This is a genomic window from Brevibacillus sp. Leaf182 (assembly GCF_001423865.2).
Lineage (GTDB): Bacteria > Bacillota > Bacilli > Brevibacillales > Brevibacillaceae > Brevibacillus > Brevibacillus brevis_C.
Map to the genome: position 1 here is coordinate 1 of NZ_LMPN02000035.1, position 21,607 is coordinate 21,607.

The 21,607-nt window shown below is 46.9% G+C and carries 21 protein-coding genes and 1 riboswitch; of the genes, 3 read left to right on the forward strand and 18 right to left on the reverse strand.

The annotated features are described in order from the left end of the window. Nucleotides 1–73: 73 nt before the first annotated feature. Nucleotides 74–2,968, reverse strand: coding sequence for a D-alanyl-D-alanine carboxypeptidase/D-alanyl-D-alanine endopeptidase (gene dacB / locus ASG16_RS26430; RefSeq protein ID WP_056492516.1), 2,895 nt, complete (start codon nucleotides 2,966–2,968; stop codon nucleotides 74–76). Between the two features lie 179 nt (nucleotides 2,969–3,147). Here dacB and ASG16_RS26435 point away from each other — a divergent pair, with 179 nt between their 5' ends. Then, nucleotides 3,148–3,690: a hypothetical protein gene (locus ASG16_RS26435; protein ID WP_048033015.1), complete on the forward strand. Its 543-nt coding sequence runs from the start codon at nucleotides 3,148–3,150 to the stop codon at nucleotides 3,688–3,690. A gap of 262 nt (nucleotides 3,691–3,952) precedes the next feature. Here ASG16_RS26435 and ASG16_RS26440 read toward each other — a convergent pair whose 3' ends face one another. Genes ASG16_RS26440 through ASG16_RS26450 form a run of 3 tightly spaced genes read right to left on the reverse strand, consistent with a single transcriptional unit; the run spans nucleotide 3,953 to nucleotide 6,357 of the window. Continuing rightward, nucleotides 3,953–4,684, reverse strand: coding sequence for an ABC transporter permease (locus ASG16_RS26440; RefSeq protein ID WP_056492513.1), 732 nt, complete (start codon nucleotides 4,682–4,684; stop codon nucleotides 3,953–3,955). Between the two features lie 12 nt (nucleotides 4,685–4,696). Then, complete coding sequence (locus ASG16_RS26445) at nucleotides 4,697–5,446, reverse strand: ABC transporter permease (RefSeq protein WP_056492511.1); 750 nt, start codon at nucleotides 5,444–5,446, stop codon at nucleotides 4,697–4,699. Continuing rightward, nucleotides 5,446–6,357, reverse strand: a complete 912-nt coding sequence (locus ASG16_RS26450) for an ABC transporter ATP-binding protein (RefSeq protein WP_056492508.1) — start codon at nucleotides 6,355–6,357, stop codon at nucleotides 5,446–5,448. The genes ASG16_RS26445 and ASG16_RS26450 overlap by 1 nt, the downstream gene beginning before the upstream one ends. 152 nt (nucleotides 6,358–6,509) lie before the next feature. On the opposite strand from ASG16_RS26450, the gene ASG16_RS26455 reads away from it, so the two are divergent. Together ASG16_RS26455 and ASG16_RS26460 are read left to right on the forward strand one after the other, a co-directional pair. Beyond that, nucleotides 6,510–7,223, forward strand: coding sequence for a response regulator transcription factor (locus ASG16_RS26455; protein ID WP_056492505.1), 714 nt, complete (start codon nucleotides 6,510–6,512; stop codon nucleotides 7,221–7,223). Next, the gene (locus tag ASG16_RS26460) at nucleotides 7,224–8,606 is read left to right on the forward strand and encodes a sensor histidine kinase (protein ID WP_056492502.1); all 1,383 of its coding nucleotides are present in this window, start codon (nucleotides 7,224–7,226) and stop codon (nucleotides 8,604–8,606) included. It begins immediately after the preceding gene. 99 nt (nucleotides 8,607–8,705) lie between these two features. Here ASG16_RS26460 and ASG16_RS26465 read toward each other — a convergent pair whose 3' ends face one another. The 14 genes from ASG16_RS26465 to ASG16_RS31690 all read right to left on the reverse strand — a co-directional run bounded on the left by ASG16_RS26465 (nucleotide 8,706) and on the right by ASG16_RS31690 (nucleotide 21,285). Then, nucleotides 8,706–9,737, reverse strand: coding sequence for an ABC transporter substrate-binding protein (locus ASG16_RS26465; RefSeq protein ID WP_056492499.1), 1,032 nt, complete (start codon nucleotides 9,735–9,737; stop codon nucleotides 8,706–8,708). Beyond that, nucleotides 9,734–10,492 carry an ABC transporter permease gene (locus tag ASG16_RS26470; protein WP_056492495.1) on the reverse strand — a complete coding sequence of 253 codons (759 nt, stop codon included), beginning with the start codon at nucleotides 10,490–10,492 and terminating at the stop codon, nucleotides 9,734–9,736. The genes ASG16_RS26465 and ASG16_RS26470 overlap by 4 nt, the downstream gene beginning before the upstream one ends. After that, nucleotides 10,492–11,274: an ABC transporter ATP-binding protein gene (locus ASG16_RS26475; protein WP_056492492.1), complete on the reverse strand. Its 783-nt coding sequence runs from the start codon at nucleotides 11,272–11,274 to the stop codon at nucleotides 10,492–10,494. Before ASG16_RS26475 ends, ASG16_RS26470 begins: the two co-directional genes overlap by 1 nt. Next, nucleotides 11,259–11,939 carry a thiaminase II gene (gene tenA, locus ASG16_RS26480; RefSeq protein ID WP_056492489.1) on the reverse strand — a complete coding sequence of 227 codons (681 nt, stop codon included), beginning with the start codon at nucleotides 11,937–11,939 and terminating at the stop codon, nucleotides 11,259–11,261. Before tenA ends, ASG16_RS26475 begins: the two co-directional genes overlap by 16 nt. Before the next feature lie 7 nt (nucleotides 11,940–11,946). Next, entirely contained in the window at nucleotides 11,947–13,242 is a 1,296-nt protein-coding gene (locus ASG16_RS26485; protein WP_056492486.1) for an acetylornithine deacetylase, read from the reverse strand. Continuing rightward, nucleotides 13,235–14,008 carry a thiazole synthase gene (locus ASG16_RS26490; protein ID WP_056492483.1) on the reverse strand — a complete coding sequence of 258 codons (774 nt, stop codon included), beginning with the start codon at nucleotides 14,006–14,008 and terminating at the stop codon, nucleotides 13,235–13,237. Before ASG16_RS26490 ends, ASG16_RS26485 begins: the two co-directional genes overlap by 8 nt. A gap of 5 nt (nucleotides 14,009–14,013) precedes the next feature. Beyond that, on the reverse strand, nucleotides 14,014–14,217 hold the full coding sequence (gene thiS, locus ASG16_RS26495; RefSeq protein ID WP_056492481.1) for a sulfur carrier protein ThiS: 204 nt from the start codon (nucleotides 14,215–14,217) through the stop codon (nucleotides 14,014–14,016). Nucleotides 14,218–14,416: 199 nt separating this feature from the next. After that, nucleotides 14,417–14,527, reverse strand: a riboswitch (TPP riboswitch). A 41-nt stretch (nucleotides 14,528–14,568) separates the two neighbouring features. Next, nucleotides 14,569–14,952 (reverse strand): kinase-associated lipoprotein KapB, encoded by a 384-nt coding sequence (gene kapB / locus ASG16_RS26500; RefSeq protein ID WP_056492478.1) that lies wholly within the window; start codon nucleotides 14,950–14,952, stop codon nucleotides 14,569–14,571. 31 nt (nucleotides 14,953–14,983) lie between these two features. After that, nucleotides 14,984–16,195, reverse strand: coding sequence for an alanyl-tRNA editing protein (locus ASG16_RS26505; RefSeq protein WP_056492475.1), 1,212 nt, complete (start codon nucleotides 16,193–16,195; stop codon nucleotides 14,984–14,986). 81 nt (nucleotides 16,196–16,276) lie between these two features. Further along, nucleotides 16,277–16,504, reverse strand: a complete 228-nt coding sequence (locus ASG16_RS26510) for a hypothetical protein (RefSeq protein WP_056492472.1) — start codon at nucleotides 16,502–16,504, stop codon at nucleotides 16,277–16,279. Nucleotides 16,505–16,600: 96 nt separating this feature from the next. Then, entirely contained in the window at nucleotides 16,601–17,884 is a 1,284-nt protein-coding gene (locus tag ASG16_RS26515; RefSeq protein ID WP_056492469.1) for a glycoside hydrolase family 18 protein, read from the reverse strand. 64 nt (nucleotides 17,885–17,948) lie between these two features. Beyond that, nucleotides 17,949–18,257, reverse strand: coding sequence for a thioredoxin family protein (locus ASG16_RS26520; RefSeq protein ID WP_056492466.1), 309 nt, complete (start codon nucleotides 18,255–18,257; stop codon nucleotides 17,949–17,951). Nucleotides 18,258–18,416: 159 nt separating this feature from the next. After that, a complete protein-coding gene (gene lanKC, locus ASG16_RS26525; protein WP_056492462.1) occupies nucleotides 18,417–21,038 on the reverse strand; it encodes a class III lanthionine synthetase LanKC in 2,622 nt (873 codons plus the stop codon). A 142-nt stretch (nucleotides 21,039–21,180) separates the two neighbouring features. Further along, nucleotides 21,181–21,285, reverse strand: a complete 105-nt coding sequence (locus tag ASG16_RS31690) for a class III lanthipeptide (protein WP_198674277.1) — start codon at nucleotides 21,283–21,285, stop codon at nucleotides 21,181–21,183. Between the last annotated feature and the right edge of the window lie 322 nt (nucleotides 21,286–21,607).

Sequence of the window (21,607 nt, forward strand, 5' to 3'; positions counted from 1 at the left end):
TCAGTCTTTTTACATATTATAGGAGTCGTTTTGCACGGCTCTCCGATATTGGGGCTCCTTTTCTGCGTTACTCCTATTCATAACTGGCCAGTATTGTGATGATCTGATCCTGCATCTGGGTAAAAAGCTCTTCATCCTCGACATAACCATTAAACATAATCGAAACGATGAGCTTCTCCCCGCTTTTGGCCGTGAAATAGCCCGACAGTGTGTTCACACCCGTCATCGAACCTGTTTTCGCATGAAGATTATTAGCGGCGGGTGTGTCCTTCAAGCGGTTTTTTAGCGTACCGTCCATTCCCGCTATGGGTAAAGATTCATCAAAAGTGGTAAAGGTCGATTCCTTGGTCATTCCCTCAAGTACGGATGCGATCTGCCGAGCAGAAATAAGATTGTAGCGCGTCAATCCTGATCCATCCATCATGTCGAAGGTGGTATTCCCGCCGAGCGAAGATACTGTTTCCATGACGACCTCTGCCCCAGCCGCCGCGCTCCCTTTTCCTTTCTTTGCAGCTCCGAGCGACTTGAGGAGCATCTCGGCGTAGTAATTGTCACTGCGCTTGTTAAGATACTGAACGATTTCCTTCAACGGCAGTGACTCAAATTGTGTCCATTTCACTGCTGATGGAGGAACGGGCTGGATCAGCACTTCACTTTTCGGAGCAAACGCAATTCCTTGCTGCTCCAGCGTTTCCTTCAGCACAGTCCCCACGTACTTGGCTGGCTCCTCCACAGGTACCCGCTCGTAATCCCCTTCGTGATCGAGCGGGAGGTTCCCTGACAGTCTAATGGTATTTGTTCCACGGTCACGCAGGATAGCAAACGTATTTTCTTCCCCTTTTTGTACAGTCTTGGCTTCATTAATCACTTGTACATACGCTGTTTTGGGAAGCACGTTGATTTCCACTCGTTCGCCAGCATCGTTCGCAGGCTTGAATTCGATCATGACCGTTCCACGGTTCATTGCTAGAGCCCCAATGGTCGGGTTGTAATAATAGCTCTCGTCATCCCATGCCCAGCCGAGGCCAAGCCGTTGCTGGTCAAAGTAGCTGTCATCCATCACGAGATTCCCGTTAATACGCGTGATTCCTTGTTGCTTGAGCCACCCTGCTATTTTTTCAATCGACACACCTTCCTGCACTTGTAGCGCATTCTCTGTGTGCAAAGTAGGGTCACCGTATCCTTTCACATACAGATTGCCTTGTTGTACACCCGTAGAGAGGATCGGAGCGTCTCCAAACACTTCCGTTTTGAATACGTAATCCGAACCAAGCTGGTTCAATGCTGTGGCAGTCGTCAGCAGCTTCAGATTCGAAGCTGGGGTAAGCAGTGTGTCCGCATCCCGTTCGTATAAAACAGGGTCATCTGTTGAATCCAACGATTTGACCATGATTCCAGCCGTTACACCTGCTGCTTCCGGCGTGTCGAGGATGGGATCGATCAAAGAAGAGAGCGGGTACGTCTTTTTCTCTGGAGGGCTGAATCCTTCCGGAGCTACGACATCCGGGTAGGTTGTTAACAAAATTCCGATTCGATCCTGTAGCTCCCTCGCATACTTCGATTTATAGATGCCATTGATCAAAATCGAAAAGGCCAGCTTATGACCATTTTTTGCGGTGACATAACCCGACATGGTATTGACTCCGCTTAACGAACCTGTCTTCGCAAACAAATTCTTTTCCGCACTTGTTCCCTTCATGCGGTTTTTCAAGGTGCCGTCCACTCCTGCGATTGGGAGTGATTTTTCCAGTTCCGTTCGATATTCTTGCTCCTGCAAAAAGACGAGGGTTTCGATCATCTGCTCTGGGGTGATCATATTAAATCGCGATAACCCCGAGCCATCTACCTGACGGAAGCCTGACTCAATGCCAGCGCGTTTCATCACGTCCGCTACCGCTTCACTGCCTGCTTCAAAGCTCCCCTCGCTTTTCTGGGTAACCCCCAGCGTCTTTAGAAGCATCTCGGCATAGAAGTTGTCACTCTCCTTGTTGAGCTCCACTGTGATCTCACCCAACGGTTTGGACAAGTGGGTATAGAGCGGTACTCCGCTTTGCAGTACAGTTTTTTTCACTTCTGTCTTCGGATGTATGGCAATCCCTTGTTTCTGCAACTGATCCTTCCATAGATCACCCACGTACAAAGCCGGATCTTCCATCGTGACATCTTCATCATAAGGAGCCGCTTGCATCCCGATCGTACCGGATACGATGATTTCATTTTTTCCGCGCGGACGCTCGACGAGCACGTTGCTCTCCTTGCCCGCTGTCGTTTTCAACTGGTTTGTGACTGTTATGTATGTGGTAGCTGGATTCATGGTCAGGACGGGGGCGTCATTCACGGTTTTCCCAGGGGTTGCGGTTAGCGTCGTAAAGTTTTTATTTACGGCTAATCCACTGACTTGAGCGCTGTACCCGTACGGTTCGTCATCCCACATCCAGCTCGTACCCAATCTGGTCTCATCAAAATAGCTGTCATCGAGAAGGAGGTTTCCATTGATTCGTTTGATCCCCAAATCATTGATGGCTTTTGCCATTTGCTGCAAATCCTCTGAGGTCAGGCTAGGATCGCCATAGCCTTTTAATATCAAATCTCCTTGCAAAATGCCCCCGTTATTTACCTTTCCTGAAACAAACACCTCCGTCTTCCACTGATAATCCGGCCCCAGCTTATCCAGACCTGCAATTGTCGTAAACAGCTTCATGTTGGAAGCCGGGATAAAATTACGTTCGGCATTGTGCTTATATACGTACTTTTTGTCGGTTAGATCGTAAACCGCAATTCCAGCGTACATCCCCTTGCTATTCTCATCGTTTTTCAAATCGGCGAGGAATTTTTCTATGCTGAGTGCAAGAGGACTAGAAGAAGCAGCCTCTTCCTTGGCTAGCGCAGGCGAAGCTGCTACCTGCAACAAGAGAGCCAACACGAAAAACCACGTACCGACACGTCGAAAAGCAAACAAATGATTCATGATAACCTCCTTGTCATAGTCTGGGCGATTTCAACCAACAAATCACAGTACGCCATCATGATAGCACGTATTCTATTTATTCGGAATATTACCATTATACTAAAAGTCTATAGGCATGAACGATACTCATTCCGTTCATACTACCTTCAAGACTTCTTTCGTTTGGAGGAAATGGGTTCATGTTCTATCGATTGCTACTCTGTCTGTCGCTTCTCTGCGCCTTTTCATTCCCCGTCCATGCCCAAACCGACATGGGACGTGTACAAGTAGATCCCTCAACGTATCCTTCTCTTGCGGAGCTCGTAAAAAAGTCAGACTTGATCGTTATCGCCTGGGTAGACAGTGCCCACCGGGAGCATCCAACGGGACGCACGATTCCGCAAGGCAAAATTGTGAACTACACACAAAACCTTCAGGTAAAAACGGCCATTAAAGGCTCGTCGTCCAGACTATTAACGGTAATTAGCACTGGCGTAGAGCCGCTTCCCGATGCTTCCAGCCCGCTCAACCTGCAATATCCTGGACCGTTGTCGGAAGGGAATTATTTGTTGTTTTTACGTAAAGTGAGCGGATCACACCTGTACAGTACAGCAGGGCTCTGGCAAGGAGTCTATCCCATCTATCAAGGAAAAACGATTGCTCTTTCCAACCTTGGTTTTACCGAGCTGAACCAACTGTCACAAGAAGAAGCCATCCGAAAAATAACTGCGATATCCCGCTAACGTCACAGCAAAAAACCGCTCTCGTATACGAGCGGTTTTTTGACGTTTCCATCATGTGCTGTTAGTTGCGCATCACGTAGATGAATATCACCATAGACACAGCACAAGCGAGTACGCTGAGAATAAACCCCCAGATCACCCATTTGCTATTCGTCTTGTTTATGTGTTTGTCGTCCATGGAAACTTCTCCTCATTCAAGCATTCACCTTCTATTATAAGGTTGTTTGATAAGAAAGGGAAACCGTTAATGTGGCGAAAACTGTTAAAGACCTGCTCTCGTAAGACGGCGAATCCCCAGCGCACAGCCGCTCGTCACGAACAGGACACACATGACGACAAACGCCCCCAGCTCTCCCAGCGACAAACTCTCTTGACTGAGTACACCCATGCCAATCGTTAAAAGCGACAGAGGAAAAAACATTCCCAGCCCAGTCACATACAAGCCCAACCCTACAAAAACAGTGCAAACACTAATGCCGACAGGTACAGCAAAGCTCTGTATCCGCGTGGAAAGCCATAGTTGGAAGGCGACGATGGCAAGCGAAGCCAGCCAGCCTCGCATGATCCATCCAAACACCTCTGGAGGAAACGAAAAATGGGCATGTAGTCCAGCGATGAAACCCGCGCAAATATACAGCACCACGAAGAAAAGCTGCACAACAAAAAGGAGAACACCAACCACCACCAGTTTGGCGAAAAAAATCGTTGGCCTATGTAGAGGCGCTGTCAGTATCACGTTCCAGTTACGGTTTGCATGCTCCAGTCTGCACACGAACGAACAGCAGATCGCGATGAGAATGGGCAAGAAAAATTCACCGTAGAACAAGCTCACCTGCGTCCACAGGCTGTACCAGCCATTTTGCAGGATCGCTTGGTTCATCCAGTAGTTGGCGAAACCGATCAGCGTACTGAAAACAGGAAGCACAAGCAAAACAAGCCATATACGAGAACGGCGGAGTTTTACCCATTCCGCTCCCAAACATCTGATTAGCATACAAGATCCTCCCTACACGTCTTGCCGGGATACGTGAATGCTCCCAGCAAGATATAATGCGATGCCCATGAGTACGACGATGATCGGCAAATGAACGCCGATTTCACGTGTAGTAAATAACATGGTTTCATTGACGAATTGATACGTAACGGGCGAAAAGTCTATATAGTACGACCAGATGAAAAGGCGTCCGACTTGTGGAGGAAACAAGCTCGCCGTCATGCCAATGAAGCCCCCGATCATCCCGAGGCATAGGCTGAACGCCTGGTTTTTGATAGCGAGAGAGACCCATTGTTGCAGAGCAATCACCACGAGATTCGTCAGTGTAGTCCCTGCTACAAAGCCGAGTAATAGGCTAATCGGGACTGGCTCTGCTAAACCATAGACAATACCAAATGCAACGATCGCCAATATCTGTAGAATGACGGCACCCCCCATCAAAACAGCCGCAGAGACGAATTTTGCTGCATAAACCGCTTTTTTGCTGACAGAAGCAGCCAACAGCAGCTTCCATGTACGCCCTTTATGTTCCATATCACAAATCCGTGAAACAATGACAGCCGAGCCAATCGGCAAAAACAATCCGTTCATGGCTGTAATCGTGACCAGAATGGCGCTCCACTTCGCGGCATCCGGATTTTTTGTCATGGAAATACTAACAGCCATGAACCCCCATGCCAGTTCGATACTCAAAAGAATGGCGAGCATGAGAAACAAACGCTTATGTCGAATTTTATAAAATTCTAACCAGAGTGTCCTCATTACAAGCTCCCCTCCTTGCCTGTAAGGGAGAGGAAAATGCTCTCCAAGCTTTGTTTGTGCACTTCAATGCGATGAACATCAAAACCCGCCATAATCAGCGCCCGGTTTGTCTGCGCTACCTCCCTATCGTTCATGTCTTCCATGACAAGGTATCCATCTTGGAGACTTGGGGAAAGCTCCATATCTTGAAGAACTCTTCTCGCTTTTTCATTGTCCTGCGTTTTCATCCAAACATGAGGCTGACTGTTGCGTTGCAACTGCTCCATACTCCCTTGGAAGAGCAGCTTCCCCTCGTGGATAATGCCAATGGACGTAGCCACTTGCTCGATTTCCGAGAGCAGATGGCTGGAGAGCAACACAGTCATTCCATACTGGTGTGGCAACGATTGGATCAATTCCCGAATTTCACCGATTCCTGCGGGGTCCAGTCCGTTTGTCGGTTCATCGAGGATGACGAGCCTGGGAAAATGCAGCAAAGCCATGGAAATTCCCAGTCGTTGCTTCATCCCAAGCGAATACTGATCTACCTTTTTGTTCTGTTGTTTTTCCAAACGGACGATTTGCAAAGCTTTCTCTACATGTTTGTCCGGGACATCTCGCAGCCGCTGCATGACGCGCATATTTTCCAGGCCGGTCAGATGACCGTAATAGGAAGGAGCCTCGATCAATGAACCCGTCTGACTCAAAATCTCAATTCGGTTCCTGCTAAAATCCTTCCCGAATACAGTTACACTCCCTTCAGTCGGCTTGACTAATCCTAGCAGCATTTTAAGAGTCGTCGATTTTCCTGCACCATTTGGACCGAGGAAGCCATAGACCTCCCCTTCTCCTACCGCTAGATTCACCCGCTGGACGGAATAGGCTTCTCCATAGCGTTTTGAAAGGTTTTCCGTTTGAATCACCGTATTCATCTTTTCTCGCTCCTATCTATTGGTCTCTCCTACGAAATCATAGAGTCCCAACCCGTCGATAAGCTGACAAGAATCTTACGACAACCTTAAATCGACTCCGAGTGGGTAGAACACACAAACCAAGCGAGTATAATGAATACGGGTGATTCAATATGGAAGAGTGGAAACAGAAAAAAGTACTCATCGCAGAAGATGAGCTTGAAATCAGAAATATGATCGATGGATTTTTGCGTAAGGAAGGATTCTCTCGTATTTTTCATGCGGGTAGTTGTAAAGAGGCGTTAGTGATATGTGCTTCGGACAAGCCTGATGTCGCGATCCTGGATGTCATGCTGCCAGATGGAGATGGATTTGGACTTTTGACTTCGATTCGTCGTTTCTCGCAAATCCCTGTCATTTTTCTGTCAGCGAGAGGGGAAGATGAAGATCGATTGCTCGGACTTGGCCTTGGTGCTGACGATTATATCGTGAAGCCATTTTTGCCACGCGAGCTCGTTCTTCGTCTCCTGGTCATTTTACGACGCGTTTACGCACCTCCCCAAATCGATCGTCTGCCCGTTTTCCAGCTTGGTGACAGTACGGTCGATTTGGAGGCGGCCATCGTGACGAGAGATCACCACGAATACGCATTGACTGCCAAGGAACACGCCCTCTTGCGAAAACTCTATGAAAATCGGGGACGAATCGTCACGAGCGATGCCCTGTGCCAATCCGTCTGGGGTGACGATTACTACGGGTATGAAAACACGTTGATGGTTCATATGCGGCGCATTCGCGAAAAGATCGAGCCATGTCCGTCTACCCCTGAATATTTGCTGACGGTAAGAGGACTCGGATACAAACTACTCGTAAAGGAAGAGTCGTAGATGGATGGAGCCTCACAAATATTACGTCGTTATACAGGTGCTTCTATCCTGATTGCCTTCTTTTTGCTCATCGTCAATTACATCATTCTCGGTACATTTGTTTTCAAAGGCATGAACGAGGGCTCTTCTCCCGTCCACGTCACACAAACTGTCGCAGAAGGTCTTCAGCAGAACGGTTCCCACTATACGTTGGAGCCAAAAGCACAAGAATGGTTGCAAAAAAGCCAGGCTTGGGCCATGCTGATTGCAAACGATGGGAAAGTCATCTGGGACTACGCCATACCAGACCAATTGCCCCGCGCCTATTCTCTGGCAGAAGTAGCGCAGTTCTCGCGAAATTACTTACAGGACTATCCTGTTTTTGTTTGGGAGCATGAGAGAGGGCTAGTCGTCGTGGGCTACCCGACGGACAGTCTCGCCAAGTACCAGTTTCATTTCCCGATCAGTTGGATAAGCGATTTACCGTATCGATTACTGGCTTTGCTTTTCGGAAATGTACTGCTCGCTGCTCTTCTCTCCGTATTCATCGGTTCTCGACTCATTCGGGCAATCCGCCCATTGATTAGCGGAATTCACGCTCTGTCAGAAGATCAGCATACTCATGTCGAGGCAAAGGGAATGTTCAGCGGGATTGCTAGAAGCATCAATCATGCATCGTCGCTTCTGCAAGAGAAGAACGCTTTGCTAAAAGCCAGAGACGAAGCACGCTCGAACTGGATCGCTGGAATTTCCCATGATATACGCACGCCATTATCGATGGTGCTCGGGTATGCCAGTGAATTGGAAGAGAGCGATGCAGTGCCTTACGAGCAGCAGCAAAAAGCAAGCATCATTCGAAAGCAAGGGGAAAAGCTCCGGTCTTTGGTCAGCGACTTGAATCTCGTTTCCATGCTGGAATACGAAATGCAGCCTATTCATACCAAACCGATTCGGCTATCGACACTTGCGCGGCAAATTGTCACTGACTTTTTGAACAATGATTTGGCAGAGACCTTTACCATTGAACTGGATGTCACGACTGAGCAATGCTTCGTAATAGGCGACGAAAAACTTCTTGTCCGCGCCATCACGAACCTGCTCCAAAACAGCATCGTGCATAACCCTTCAGGCTGTCACATCCACGTGCAAACGACCCTGTCGCCCAACCAGCGTAATGCTCTTCTGATTATCACTGATAACGGAAAAGGCATTGAGCACAGCATGCTGCCTGACTTGGTGGAATTGCCTTATTCGTCAAAAAGAAAATCTCCCTTACACAATGGTCATGGTCTCGGTATTCCTATGGTTGCACGTATTGCTGCCGCTCATCATGGACACCTGCTGTTAACGAGCGATACAGGAAAAGGGATGACAGCAGAGCTTTGTTTCCCCCTCTCCTCCTAAAAGGAAGACATCATAGAGAAAGCACCTCCTCTGACTCACTAATCGAGAGTAGACTCTCAAAAGCGTGCAAAGGGGTGCTTTCACGTTTTATGTCGTCGATTACTTCACGAGATCACGCATGATCTCTTCTGCTTTGACGTCAGTTGTTATCAGCTTCTCTTTTTTCATCCAATCAATCAGTGTTTGCCAAGAATCCACCGTCTGGTATCCAAAAGGCTTTTCTCCCGCATCCATCAACGGAATCAGGGTATCCAAGCTCTTGGTCTCAATGTCTTCTTCCAGTGGGAATTCGCTCGCTTGTTTGCTCAACAACAGGTCAAGTGCTTTTTCTTTGTTGTTCTTCACATAGTCTTGGCCCTTGCCAATCGCACGGAGGAAGCCTTCCACCGCTTGCTGCTTTTTGCCCAATGTATCATCACTGGTCGCCAATACAAGCTCATAGTAGTCCGGTACACCAAACTCAGAAGGCGTGAAGACATTTACCGGAACGCCATGCTTCTCCAAGATCGGCAGCTCGTGATTGATGTAGCCACCTACTACTGCATCGACCTTTTTGGCAGTCAACGCTGGGACAATATCGAAGCCGATGTCGGTAAAGACCAAGCCTGAGTCGTCTGCACCTGCATGCTTGATGACTTGACGGACAATTGACTCATTGATCGGAATCGAAGGATACCCGATATTTTTGCCAGCCAGTTTTTGTGGAGTATCGAGTCCGCTATCTTGGCGTGTCATGATCACGTTCAGCGGATGACGGACGAGAGCGCCTACTGATACGACCGGAACCCCTTCGGAGCGAGCCTGGACAAGTTGATGCTGATAGCTGATTGCCAAATCTACTTTGCCCGCAGCCGCCATCTTCAACGGATCATTGCTGTCTGAAGGCATTTGCATGGTCACCTTGAGGTTCTCGTCTTTGAAATAGCCTTGCTCCTCTGCGACATACAAGAAGGAATGTACAGCATTCGGATACCAATCGAGCGCAATCGTAAGCTCAGTCGGCTCCGCTCCTTTATTTGCAGGGGCTTGCGTCTGACCAGCATCGGTGCTCGCCTGATTGCCGCAAGCAGCAAGACCTGTTGCCAATGTAAGTGCCATGAATGCTTTCGTCCATTTGTGGAAAGGTTTCATTGTTGTTCTCCTTTGATTTTCGTATGCGGGGAAAAATGACGTTCGACTCGTCCAGCCAGCCAAAAAAGCAGCATGCCGAGAATCGAGAGCAACAGGACCGAGGCAAACAACGCGGGAGCCTGAAAATTGCCTGATGCCCGTCTGCCAAAGTACCCGAGACCCTCACTTGCTCCCAGCCATTCCCCAATCGTCGCCCCAGCTACACTGTAAGTAGCTGCCACTTTGAGACCACTGAAGAAATGAGGTAAGCTCGACGGGAGTTGCAGCTTGGTGAAAATTTGCCCGTTCGTTGCCCCCATTGTTTTTAACAACTGGAGCATTTCTTTGTCCGTCGAGCGAAGTCCATCGTACGTGTTGACGACGATCGGAAAGAAAGTAAACAGAATCGTAACAGCGATTTTTCCAGATAAATCATACCCGAACCACAAAATAAATACGGGTGATAATGCTATAATTGGGATCGTTTGGGAGATGACGATATACGGATAGACCAAGCGCTCCACAATCCGACTGCGAATCATCGCAAATGCAAGAGAGATTCCAAACACAATCGAGATCGATAGCCCCAGTAACACTTCCTTTAACGTCGCCCAAAGATGTACACCTACTAGAGAGGAACGTAAATCCCACAACGATACAACCACAGCGCTAGGCGGCGGTAAAATGAATGGCGGCACTCCGAGGAAGCGACAACCAGCTTCCCACACCAGAAGAAAAATGGCGATGGAGATGCCAAACCAGATGCCTCTCCCCATCACGCTTCTCTCCTCAGTGGCTTCATTGCTGCTTGGCGCTCCCGTCGAAGCAGTTCCCAAATTTGTTCACGCAATGCCAAGAATCCGGCTTGGTTGCGGCTGCTCGCCGTTCGCGGTCTGCTCACCGAAACCGTTAATTCGATCGGCTTGGTGATCGGACTACCTGAAAGCACGATAATACGATCGGCTAGTAAAATGGCTTCGTCGATGTCATGTGTAATCATTAGCATCGTGCTACCTGTTTCCTGCCACTTTTCCATCAGCCACTCTTGCATGTCCATTCTCGTAATCCCATCCAATGCACTAAACGGCTCATCCAACAGCATCATCTCTGCACCAGAAAACAATGCGCGCAAAAAGGAAACTCGCTGACGCATCCCACCGGAAAGCTGGGCTGGATAGCTGTCAGCCCAATCCTGGAGCCCGTACCTTGGCAATTGCTGTCTGACACGCTCATGCGCTTCTTTTTTCGTCATACCTTTGATTTCTAGCGGTAAAGCTGCGTTTTCGACAATCGTACGCCATGGCATGAGCAGATCGCGCTGGGGCATATAGCCGACCTGCCCCAAACGATTGGCTACCGGTACACTGCCGAGCCTGATTTCGCCTTGTCCTGGTTTAAGAAGACCTGCGATGAGTTGAAACAAGGTGCTTTTCCCGATCCCGCTCGGACCGATCAAGCTGACGAACTCCCCTTTTTCCACACGCAGATCAAAATGATCGAGAATCTGCTTGTCGCCATACGAAAAGCTGACGTCGGCGAAAGCTAGTTGTTCTCCCACGGCCACATTTCCTCTCTGTAGGACATGTCCCAGAACATGTACTCCATTTTGGAGGTATTGACAAAATACTCTTCCATCCTGGCCAGCTCTTGCTCGCTCTTTCCTTCCGCCAATTGATTCATGATCTCAATCAGCCAGATCGCCAGTTGCCCAAACTCATCGGAGCTGTACATGCGTACCCACTCCCCATACAGTTCGTGATCCAGCGCCCCTTCTACTTGAGCCAAACGCTTGCCGATCTCCCAATAGCTCCATGTGCATGGGAGTAGTGCACTCACCAATTCTGCCAACGAGCCTTGATGAGCGACACGCAGCATGTAGCTCGTGTACCCGAGCATTACAAACGAAGGCTCTGTTGCTTCCAGCTCCGCGCGAGAAATACCAAAACGCTCGGCATACTGGCGATGCAGCTCCATCTCTGTGTTCAGCGTTGATTCTTGCAAAGCGGCGAATCTGGAGCTCGTTTCCAGATCGTACGCCTTCACACTCGCAATTGCGAACATTTTCGCGTAATCAATCAGATAGATGTAGTCTTGTTTCATGTAATATTTGAATGCACCAACGGGCAGACTGCCATCTCCAAGTCCGGTGACGAATGGATGTTGATGAACACGCTCCCAGATCGGGGCTACACTTTTTCTCAATCGTTCAGTAAAGGTTGCCATGCGATACTCACTCCTTCGCTTCCTTTGGGGTATTGCACCAGTTGGCAATAAAACGGGCCATGATCTGGGCAAAATGAACAAGCTGGTCAGGATCAATGGATTCATCTACGGCATGTGCATGCAGGAGCTCACCGGGCCCGAATAATACAGCCGGAATGCCTGCATGCGCAAACCAGCCTGCATCTGTCACCGTAGGCGACATAGTAACACTGGGCGCTTGATGCATGTGGCTTTCATAGGCGGATTGAAGCGCTGCCAACCCCGGATGGTTCGTATCCAACTCCAGTGAAGGGAAGATTTCACCGCGCTCCTCAATCATCGAACGTCCACCCCAGCGGAATGTTGGAGGATGGTCTCTCAGCCAAAGATCTGCTGCTGCTGCACGACCGACGTGATCCTCGATCTCTCGGATGATCTCTTCATGGGATTCATTCGGATAAAAATGAACGGTAATCCAGAGAGCGCATCGATCTGCAATAAACGCAGCGTGACGACCTCCCTCGATGACTGCAGGATTGATCGTATTGCTGCCTGCCGGGAAGCCCGGATAGGACTTCATGACGGCCCAGTCCCGTTCCAGCTCCTGTAGTGCGGTGATCACCTTCGTCATTTTTTCAATGGCAGAAGCTCCCCGGACACGTCCGCCTGCATGGATGGTCTGTGCGCGCATTCCGTCATGCAGCGTCGTCGGACTCTCAATCGTGATCCAGCCTGTAATGACCCCACCCTGCCCTTGCATGTGGAGATTGCTCGTATCCACCACAACGGCGTAGTCAGCCTGATAGCCACGCTCGATAGCGACCAATGTCCCCGCTTCGCCTGCTTCTTCTCCGATAACGGATTGAAAGAGCAGATCACCTTGGAGCTCGATTCCGTGCTCGCGCAGCATTTGGATCGCAAACATGCTCGCTGCGAGTCCACCTTTCATATCAGCAACGCCACGGCCGTACAAGCGTCCATCCTTGCCATGTGTCAGAGCAAAGGGTGGATAGGTCCACCCCGTGTCATCTCCAACTTCAGCCACATCGATATGCCCGTTGACAATCAGGCTGTTTGCCTGTGTAGAGGCACTCCCTGATAACCGACCGACGATATTGTCGTCTCCTGGATATACCGTCCAGCGATCGACCTCGAATCCCATCGCTTGCAGTCTGTTGGCGATTACTCCTTGCGCGGCATCGCTGTTTCGCGCGGGAGGACTTACAGTTGGATAAGAAACGAGCTCTGCCAATAAGTCGAACAGCTCTTCTTTGCGGCTGGCAATCGATTCTACCGCTTCTGTCAGTCGATCCACGCTACTCAATCATCCCTTCAGTCGGGCTGCTTGCGGATGCGTAACGTTTTTTCGTGATACGGCCTGCCAGGAAACCTTTGCGACCTGCTTCTACTCCGAGCTTCATCGCTTCTGCCATTAATACAGGATTATCTGCGAGGGCGACTGCTGTATTCAACAAGACACCGTCAGCACCTAGCTCCATCGCTTTCGCGCAGTCTGCTGGAGAGCCGATTCCTGCATCCACGATAATCGGTACTTTGGCATCCTCGATGATAAAGCGGAGGTTGTTTTCGTTGACAATCCCTTGTCCGGAACCAATTGGTGACGCACCTGGCATAACCGCATGTACGCCAACCTCTTGCAGACGTCTAGCAAGAATCGGGTCATCATTGGTGTAGGTCAGTACGATAAAGCCTTCTTCCACCAAGATTTTCGAAGCCTCGAGCGTGCCAATCGGGTCAGGGAGAAGTGTTTTCGGATCTCCAATGACTTCGACCTTGATCATGTCACACAGGCCAGATGCTTTGGCCAAACGGGCAATGCGCACCGCTTCTTCCGCTGTATAGGCACCTGCTGTATTTGGTAGCAGGGTGAATTTTTTCAAATCGAGTTGTTCCAAAAAGTTTGGTTCTTGCGGATTTTCCAAATTCAAGCGACGAATCGCAAAGGTCAAAATCTCTGCTTCCGACACCTCTACCGCTTTCCCTTGTGTATCCAAGTCTGCGAATTTACCTGTTCCCAGAAGTAAACGAGAGCGAAACTCGTACGATCCAATTTTCAATGTATCCATCATGATGATCATCCTCCTCCGACAAAATGAACGATTTCTATGCGATCTCCGTCTGCAATCGGTGTTTGCTCGTACACTGAGCGATCAATAATTTCACCATTGCGCTCTACGACGACAATCTTCTCTTGCAGGGAATAAGAAGCAAGCAAGGCTCGCACTGTCGTGATCTCTTCCGCCAACTCTACTTTTTTCCCATTCAGCTGAACAGTCATTGATTACCTCCTTCTACTGGAAAAAAAACGGCTTCTCCCGCCTGCCTGAGTCGATTCAGACAAACAGAAGAAGCCGTATACCCATCCCATCTCACCGGACGAATGGCATAAAAAAACCATCCGCCTCGGATGGTTGAGTGTGGACTTATCATGCATGCACGCAAACAAGCATGGTTCCGCTCGGATGCGACACGTGATACTGATTCCAAATACCTCTTCCTCCGCTGGCATGACCCAGGTCAGGTTCAACGGTCAGTAACACACTCGTCACAATCTCAGCCAACGTTGCTTGGCCCCCGTTTGGTAGTAAAGCTATGCAATTGTCGTACATTCGAGTACTACAGTACCACTCTATTTCGTGTTTGTAAAGGCTTCCTTGTGCATCTTTTCCAGCTCAACGAGACAACGTTCTGCCCAAGCTGCCATTTTCGCCAGCTTCTCCATTTCTCTCTCCATCGCCTGACGCACAGATTCCTTGTAGTCTGGAATCGCGCCATTATAGCGAATGACCCCTTGGACAGGCGTCATGAATTTTTCCATGTAAGAGAGTGCTGGACGCTGGTGAAACAGTGGCACATCTACTTCGTAGGAAGAATGCAAATCGCCTTGCGTCGGATATTTGGTCACTGCCAACACTTTTACCAGCAGCTTCGAATCGTGGATTTCCAATACTTCTGTAATATATTCACCCGTTCGCTGCGTAACACGAACGATATCTCCCGGATTCCAGTTCAACGCGGATTCCTCCTTTAATTATGGAATGTATTTACATTAGTGAGGCTTCCAGTAGTTTGCGAGCATGTAGCAATACTTCCTCCGCATCCACTGCCGACTGACCGCCACCCTGTGCCATGGCGGGATTCCCCCCACCTTTTCCGTTAATAACCGGTAAGGTTTCTTTCAACACTTGATTGATGGCTACATTGACTTCCTGCCCACGAGCAAACACGACTTGCATTTTGTCTTCAGTAGTAGCTGCCAAGAGGCAAATTGCATCTGGCGCCAGAGCAGTAGCCAGTTGTGAGAACTGCTGAAGCTCTTGAATGGTTTTGTCTGTGAAGGTACGCATAATGAGGCGAGAATGACCGAGTTGGCTAGCAGCAGATAGTTGTTGATTCACTTCCACTTCCAAGAGCTGCTTATCCACATCTGCTAATTTTGCCTTCAAGGCGTCGCGTTCTGCAAGGAGGCGTTCCGTCTGTGCGATCAGTTCCCCTTCATTAGTAGCGAGCAGCTTCGCCGTATCACGAACGACAGCTTGCTTTTGGTTGTAGTCCCGCAAAGCTCGCCAGCCACAGATGAATTCCAGACGAATGTTTCCGCGATGTCGCTCCCAGCCCAAGATCTTGATCATCCCGACTTCGCCCGTACGCGCTGGATGTGTCCCTCCGCATGGGTTGTAATCAAAATCAGGTATCATCACGACACGAATATTTTCAGTAACGGTCGGCTGTTTTTTCAAGGGCATCGTTGCCAATTCCTCGTCATCAACGAACCGCGCAATGATGGGGTGGTTTTCCAGAACAATCTGATTCGCTCGCTTTTCTACCGTCTCCCATACATCTGCTGTCAACTCATCCAGTCGTACATCAATGGTGACACGTTCTTTACCCAAGTGAAAGGCAACGGTTTCTGCCTGCACGACTTCCAGGAAGGACGCGGATAAAATGTGTTGGCCGGCATGCTGCTGCATGTGATCGAAGCGGCGGTCCCAATCGATGTGACCTGTTACTTCCGCTATGCTTTCTGATAAGGGAGCTTCCAGTCGGTGACGAATTTCTCCATCTACCTCTTCCACATCTACCACACAAATCTCTCCCAATACGCCCAGATCAGAAGGCTGTCCACCTCCAGTAGGGTAAAAAGCCGTTTGATTCAGTACCACGTAAGGTGTCCCATCTTGCTCAACACCACCTCTCGTCACCTGGGCCGAAAACGTTCTCGTATAGGCATCCTGATAATAGAGTCTGTCGTCCATTGTTACTCCTCGCTGCATGGAACTGTGGTTCCAGCCTGATTCTCCCACTAGGGGGCAAAACGAAAAACGTATGTATAAAGCTTACCCAAACAAGTGATCCATTTGTTTTTCGCGCTCTTGGCGCTCCTCTGGGCTCGCCAGGTCATACTTTTTCAATAAATGAAACAGCTCGTTTAGACGCTCTTGGCTGAGTTCGCCATTCAACTGATTTTTGAATTGACTCACACGCAACTCCGACAAATATGGAGCTTGTTCTGCCAGTTTTTTGAGTACGTCCTCATGGCTGTGATCCAATTTGCATTCTCCCATGATTTCTCCCCTTTTCCTTCCTGTCCTCTTCATCATACCATGATTTTTCATTCGAAAAAAAGGCGTACAGCCCCCAATGGAATGTACGCCTGATGACTATGCACGCTTCCGAACGCGAAAGTTCTCCTCGATCAACAGCCAGTTTTGCGGAAATGGCAAACCGAGTTTCCAGTAGCTGACGCCTCTCAAACCGAGTTGTTTAACCAGATTGAACTTGGCTTGAATCGACCGTGCATCCTCAAACCACACCTGATGTTGCTTGCCTTGATCATCGGTGTACGTAAAAAACGGAGCCTGCGCGCGATAATCATACCGGATCACTGCATTATGCTGCGCAGCTAGAGCAATGGCTGCTTGCGGACTTAATGCTTTCGCTGTCGTCCCTCGCTCGTACGGTAAGGTCCAGTCGTATCCGTACAGATTTTGGCCCATCAAAATTTTATCGGCTGGCATTTCGGTAATGGCGTACTGCAAGACACGCCGCACCGGGCCGATTGGAGAAACCGCCATGGGAGGGCCACCACTATAGCCCCATTCATACGTCATGATCACGACAAAATCGGCAAGCGCTCCAATGGCCTTGTAATCATGGGCGGAATACCATTTGCCTGCTTGCACGGCACTCGTCTTCGGTGCGAGCGCAACAGACATCATCAACCCCGCTGCATGTATACGGCCTCTTGCTTTTCGCAAGAAGTTCGCGTACGCCTCTGCACCTGTTGTGGGCAATGCTTCCAGATCAAAATGGATATCCCCCATTCCCAGCTCACGCGCTGTCGCGAGAATATTATCCAACAATTTGTTCTGGAGTTCTTGATCATTCAAGATGAGTGCTCCCAATTCCGTACTGAACTGACCTTTTTCCAAATTCGTCACGACCATCATAAGTAGGACCTGGTTTTCTTTTGCGATCGCCGGAAAGTTGTTCAGATTCGGTCGTTGGAGGGTTCCATCCCGTTTGATGCGAAAGCTGAACGGCGCCAAATACGTAAGATGAGGGGCAGCCGTTCGAACATCCGCTTCCATCGATGGTGGAACAGTGCGGCGCGGTTCCACATACGCATTGAAATCAGCCGCTCGTCTAGGGCGAGGCGGGATGTAAAGCTTTTGCCCGACTTGTAGCGGTTTATAGGGAGAAATCCCATTGACGCGAGCAAGCTCTGCTGCGCTGATTTGGTTACGCTGACCGATCGTATACAACGTATCTCCTTGTTTAACCCAATAGTAGCTACCTACAATCGGGATCACCATCGCCTGCCCAGTTGCCAGCTTATTCGGATCTGGTAGTTCATTTGCCTTGTTGATCGCTTCCGGCGTTGTGCCGTATGTCTCGGCGATGCTCTCTAAGGTTTGTCCTTCTTCCACCACGTGGATTTGCATACGCCTCCTCCTTCGCATTTCTTCACTCTTAGTCATATTCATGGCGAAGGGAATAGGTGTATGTCTAGGCCAAAGGTTTCAATACATCGTATAAAAACCCAACGGACTGGATGGCATAATGGCGTTCTAACAATTCGTTTCGTTGAAAAATAAGCAAGGCGGGAACACTGGTCACTTGCCATTGCTCTGCCAATGCAGGCGCCGTGTTAATGTTGATCTGATATAGAGGAACGGTAGGCAATGTTTCTTGCATGATGCCGAGCATGCGTGCTGCGAGCTTGCAGGTCCCACACATCGGTGTATAGACAAAAAGAGCGACCGACTCTTTTTCTTGCAGGTATTGGATCAGTTCTGTTGAGGTTAGTTCTTGCAAGTCGTATCTCTCCTTTCTGCACATTGGACATGATGTAGGATCTAAACAACCTTTTTCTCTTTCGCAAACAAAAAAACGACAGCAACCAACCATAAGGTAGCACTGTCCATTTGGTACTCTTATACAATTATAGAACAAAGCTAACCACCACTCTACGACTCATTGCTTTATTGTAGTTGGGTCGGCATTTACACATACTTCATCTTGTCTATATTTTGTATTTTTATAAAAGTCATCGATATTTATTAATGGAAGCCAATATAATGGGTTATCTTTCAATATCCCCTCTAAAGCTAGTATAATACCAGAGCTCCCTGTTTGAAAGTCATCAGACAAACGATAACAAAACTGCCCTGGAAATAAAATATGATTTTCCTTATGAATTAAAAATAGACGTAACAATTCTATTACACAATCTTTTTTGTTTGTGTACTCAGAATCACTTTTTCCTAGTAGAGGCGGGATAATCAAAAAGCTTCCAGCACCATCGTAAAGCCCCCCACTAAAGCTACATCTAACACGATATAAATTAGTAATTAAGCTCAATTCTCTTTGGTAAAGTTTTTTATCACTAACATGGTTTAGGTAAACGATTGCTATTCCTATACCTACCGATCCCCCTGAAAGGTAAGGTAATAAACGATTGGAGTCATCAATCGTTTGCAATGTGCTTTTGTCTTCTTTTGTTTTTTCTAAATCTTTATCAATGCATTCAATAGATTTCAAGTAATAACTTTCCTTTTTGGTGACTGCATACAAAGCCGAGTAAAACAACGAGACTCCAGACCAACCATCCATTATACCGATTGGAATCCCGGCCCAATCCTGAACTTTTAACTCTTTCTTCTCGCTTATAAAAGTATCAATGATACTAGCGACAAATATTGCTTTTTCTAGAAAACGTTCATCTTGTTCTTCTAAATAAAGACTAACTAAACCAAGACCTATTCCTGACAATCCTGACCTTAATGATATATCAGACGAATTAAGATTCATGTTTGCAAAGATGTTTATTGCTTCTTTTTTATAACCGATTTCATATAATGTTGTCCCTATGCCTGCTTTACCTGTTAATAATCCACCTTGTTCAATAGAATCGATATTTCCCATTAATTCATTTTCAATCCAACGGTTTATAATTTCACTCACAGTACCAGATCTAAAAAATGCTAGTGCAGCTCCAGTGCCTCCATTTTGTACATTGTATTTCCCAGCTTTGCTTTCAAATTGCCTGATATCACCATGAATTAATTTTTCGTTACGAACAAAATTTTTCTCAATACCATTTCTGAGACCTTCTATAATGGAGGAAATATCCTTTTTCATCGCATTTTTATTAATGGCCTGCGACCTATTCTCTTCTCCTATAAACGATAAATGCTGATGACATTTTTCTGTTATCATTTTTACAAATAGTAGAAAATCCTCTCCATAAACTTTTTCAATCCATTGATCTTGATAATCATACATACCGGAATCAATATCCTCGATTGGTCCAATTGGCAATAAGCAATATCGCAGAATTTTCTTTATTGCATACCAGTCCCTCTCCCCGTTATTTTTATTACGTGGATGGGAGAATCCGCATGTTATCAGTGTAGGCTTTCCTTCAGAATCCTTAGGTCGTGCTGTTTCAAAGTCAATCAGAGTAACGTCTAAATCTTCGGATATGATGATATTTGCTGGTTGTAAATCTCCCATTCCTACACCATTTTTATGCATTTCTTCAACAATAGACACTAATTTAGTAAGAATATTATGTATTTTGTTCTTGTAGACTTTGATATCACCATTATTAATAAAAGGGTAGTTCGCTACAATCCAGGACTCTAAGTCAATTCCATCCACATACTCTTCCACAAGAAAACTATGTTTCCAATGTGTAAAGTAATCTAGTATATTTACAATTCCATCTACTTTCGATAGCTTTAATAACGCATCAAGTTCCATTTTTTGTCTTTCTAATGCATCAACTTTTTGACCATCCAATCCTGATTTTGGCCTTGCTTCTTTAATAATGACTTTCTTTTTATCTTTCTTCCTTTCTGTTACATAGATTCCTCCACCATTCGTAAAGCGAAGTGCATTTTGAAATTCGTATTCTTCAAATTTATTATTTTCTACTTCAGCCTCAATAGATGGGGTATTTAAAGAATCTAAATACTGATCAAATTCTTTAACAAAAGAAGGTACTTTATAGTAAGGAACCCTTTCGTCTACAAGCAATTCACCATTTTCATCTTTCATGCACAATTCGCCTTGTTCGTTGAATATCATTGCAAATCCGCCATACCTATAGTAAATATTGCTGTTTTTCCAACACTTGTCACTCAGGATGTATGGACCACTCTCAAAAGAATGAAGAGTGGTATACAGTAGATCTAATAAATTTAAAAAATCATCGTCACTAGGAGGATAGATCGTAATAAACTTTCCCGAACTTGCTCTATTTGCGGTCTTTGAGTTTGTAGTAAGATAATCCCATTCGCTTGCAAGATGTTTGAAATGGACTTTACGTTCAACCAATATATTACTGACTTTCTGTAAAATCTGTTCTGCATTATCAAGTGTTGCACTAATATGGATTTTCCAGCCTTGAGCTTTCAAGGATTGTTCTTTAAACATGTACATTTTCCATACGGAATTTTCTTCCCTGCTCACTACACAATCATCTGATAAATTTGTCACATTAAATTCTCTCTCAGTAACGCTTGATTTGTTAGGAGTGAAATATCTCGAGTTTTCATTTAAATAATCATAATAAACCATGTTTGCCTTCATGATATACGCTCCTCTCATAAATAATTTATGTACCTCTCCCAATCATTTGTAAGCTACATCTTATGGACTCGTCTCATTCAAAAGGACCTAGTTGAAGTTACCCTTCAACTAGGTCTTCTCTGAAGAAGCACTTTTACAACCATTACCCCCACGGCCAAGGGCAAATGTTACTATACAATGACCACCTAGCAGCTACTTCACTTACCTCTTTTTGAGGAAGTTTTTGTAAATTCAGCACTTGATTCATTATAATTCACCTCCTTCCAAAATTCGGATGGACTGTCGTGACTATTATAAAGCTTGTACTATATGAATGCTCCGCTCTTCATCGCGAACTAAAATTCTAACCACCTTTAAATCTATATTACATATTTTAACAATATATGGGTATTATTGTCAAATAAATTCGGAACTTGCGATAGATTCAGTAAATTTCTCAAATAGCTGATGATACCAGATTCTTGGAGAGTCACCTCTAGAAGCCTACAGAAAAAAGTAGACTACAAGCAATATTGCTGTAGTCTACTCAGGCTGTCGAGAAAGTCGACAGCCATTTTTATTTTACTTAA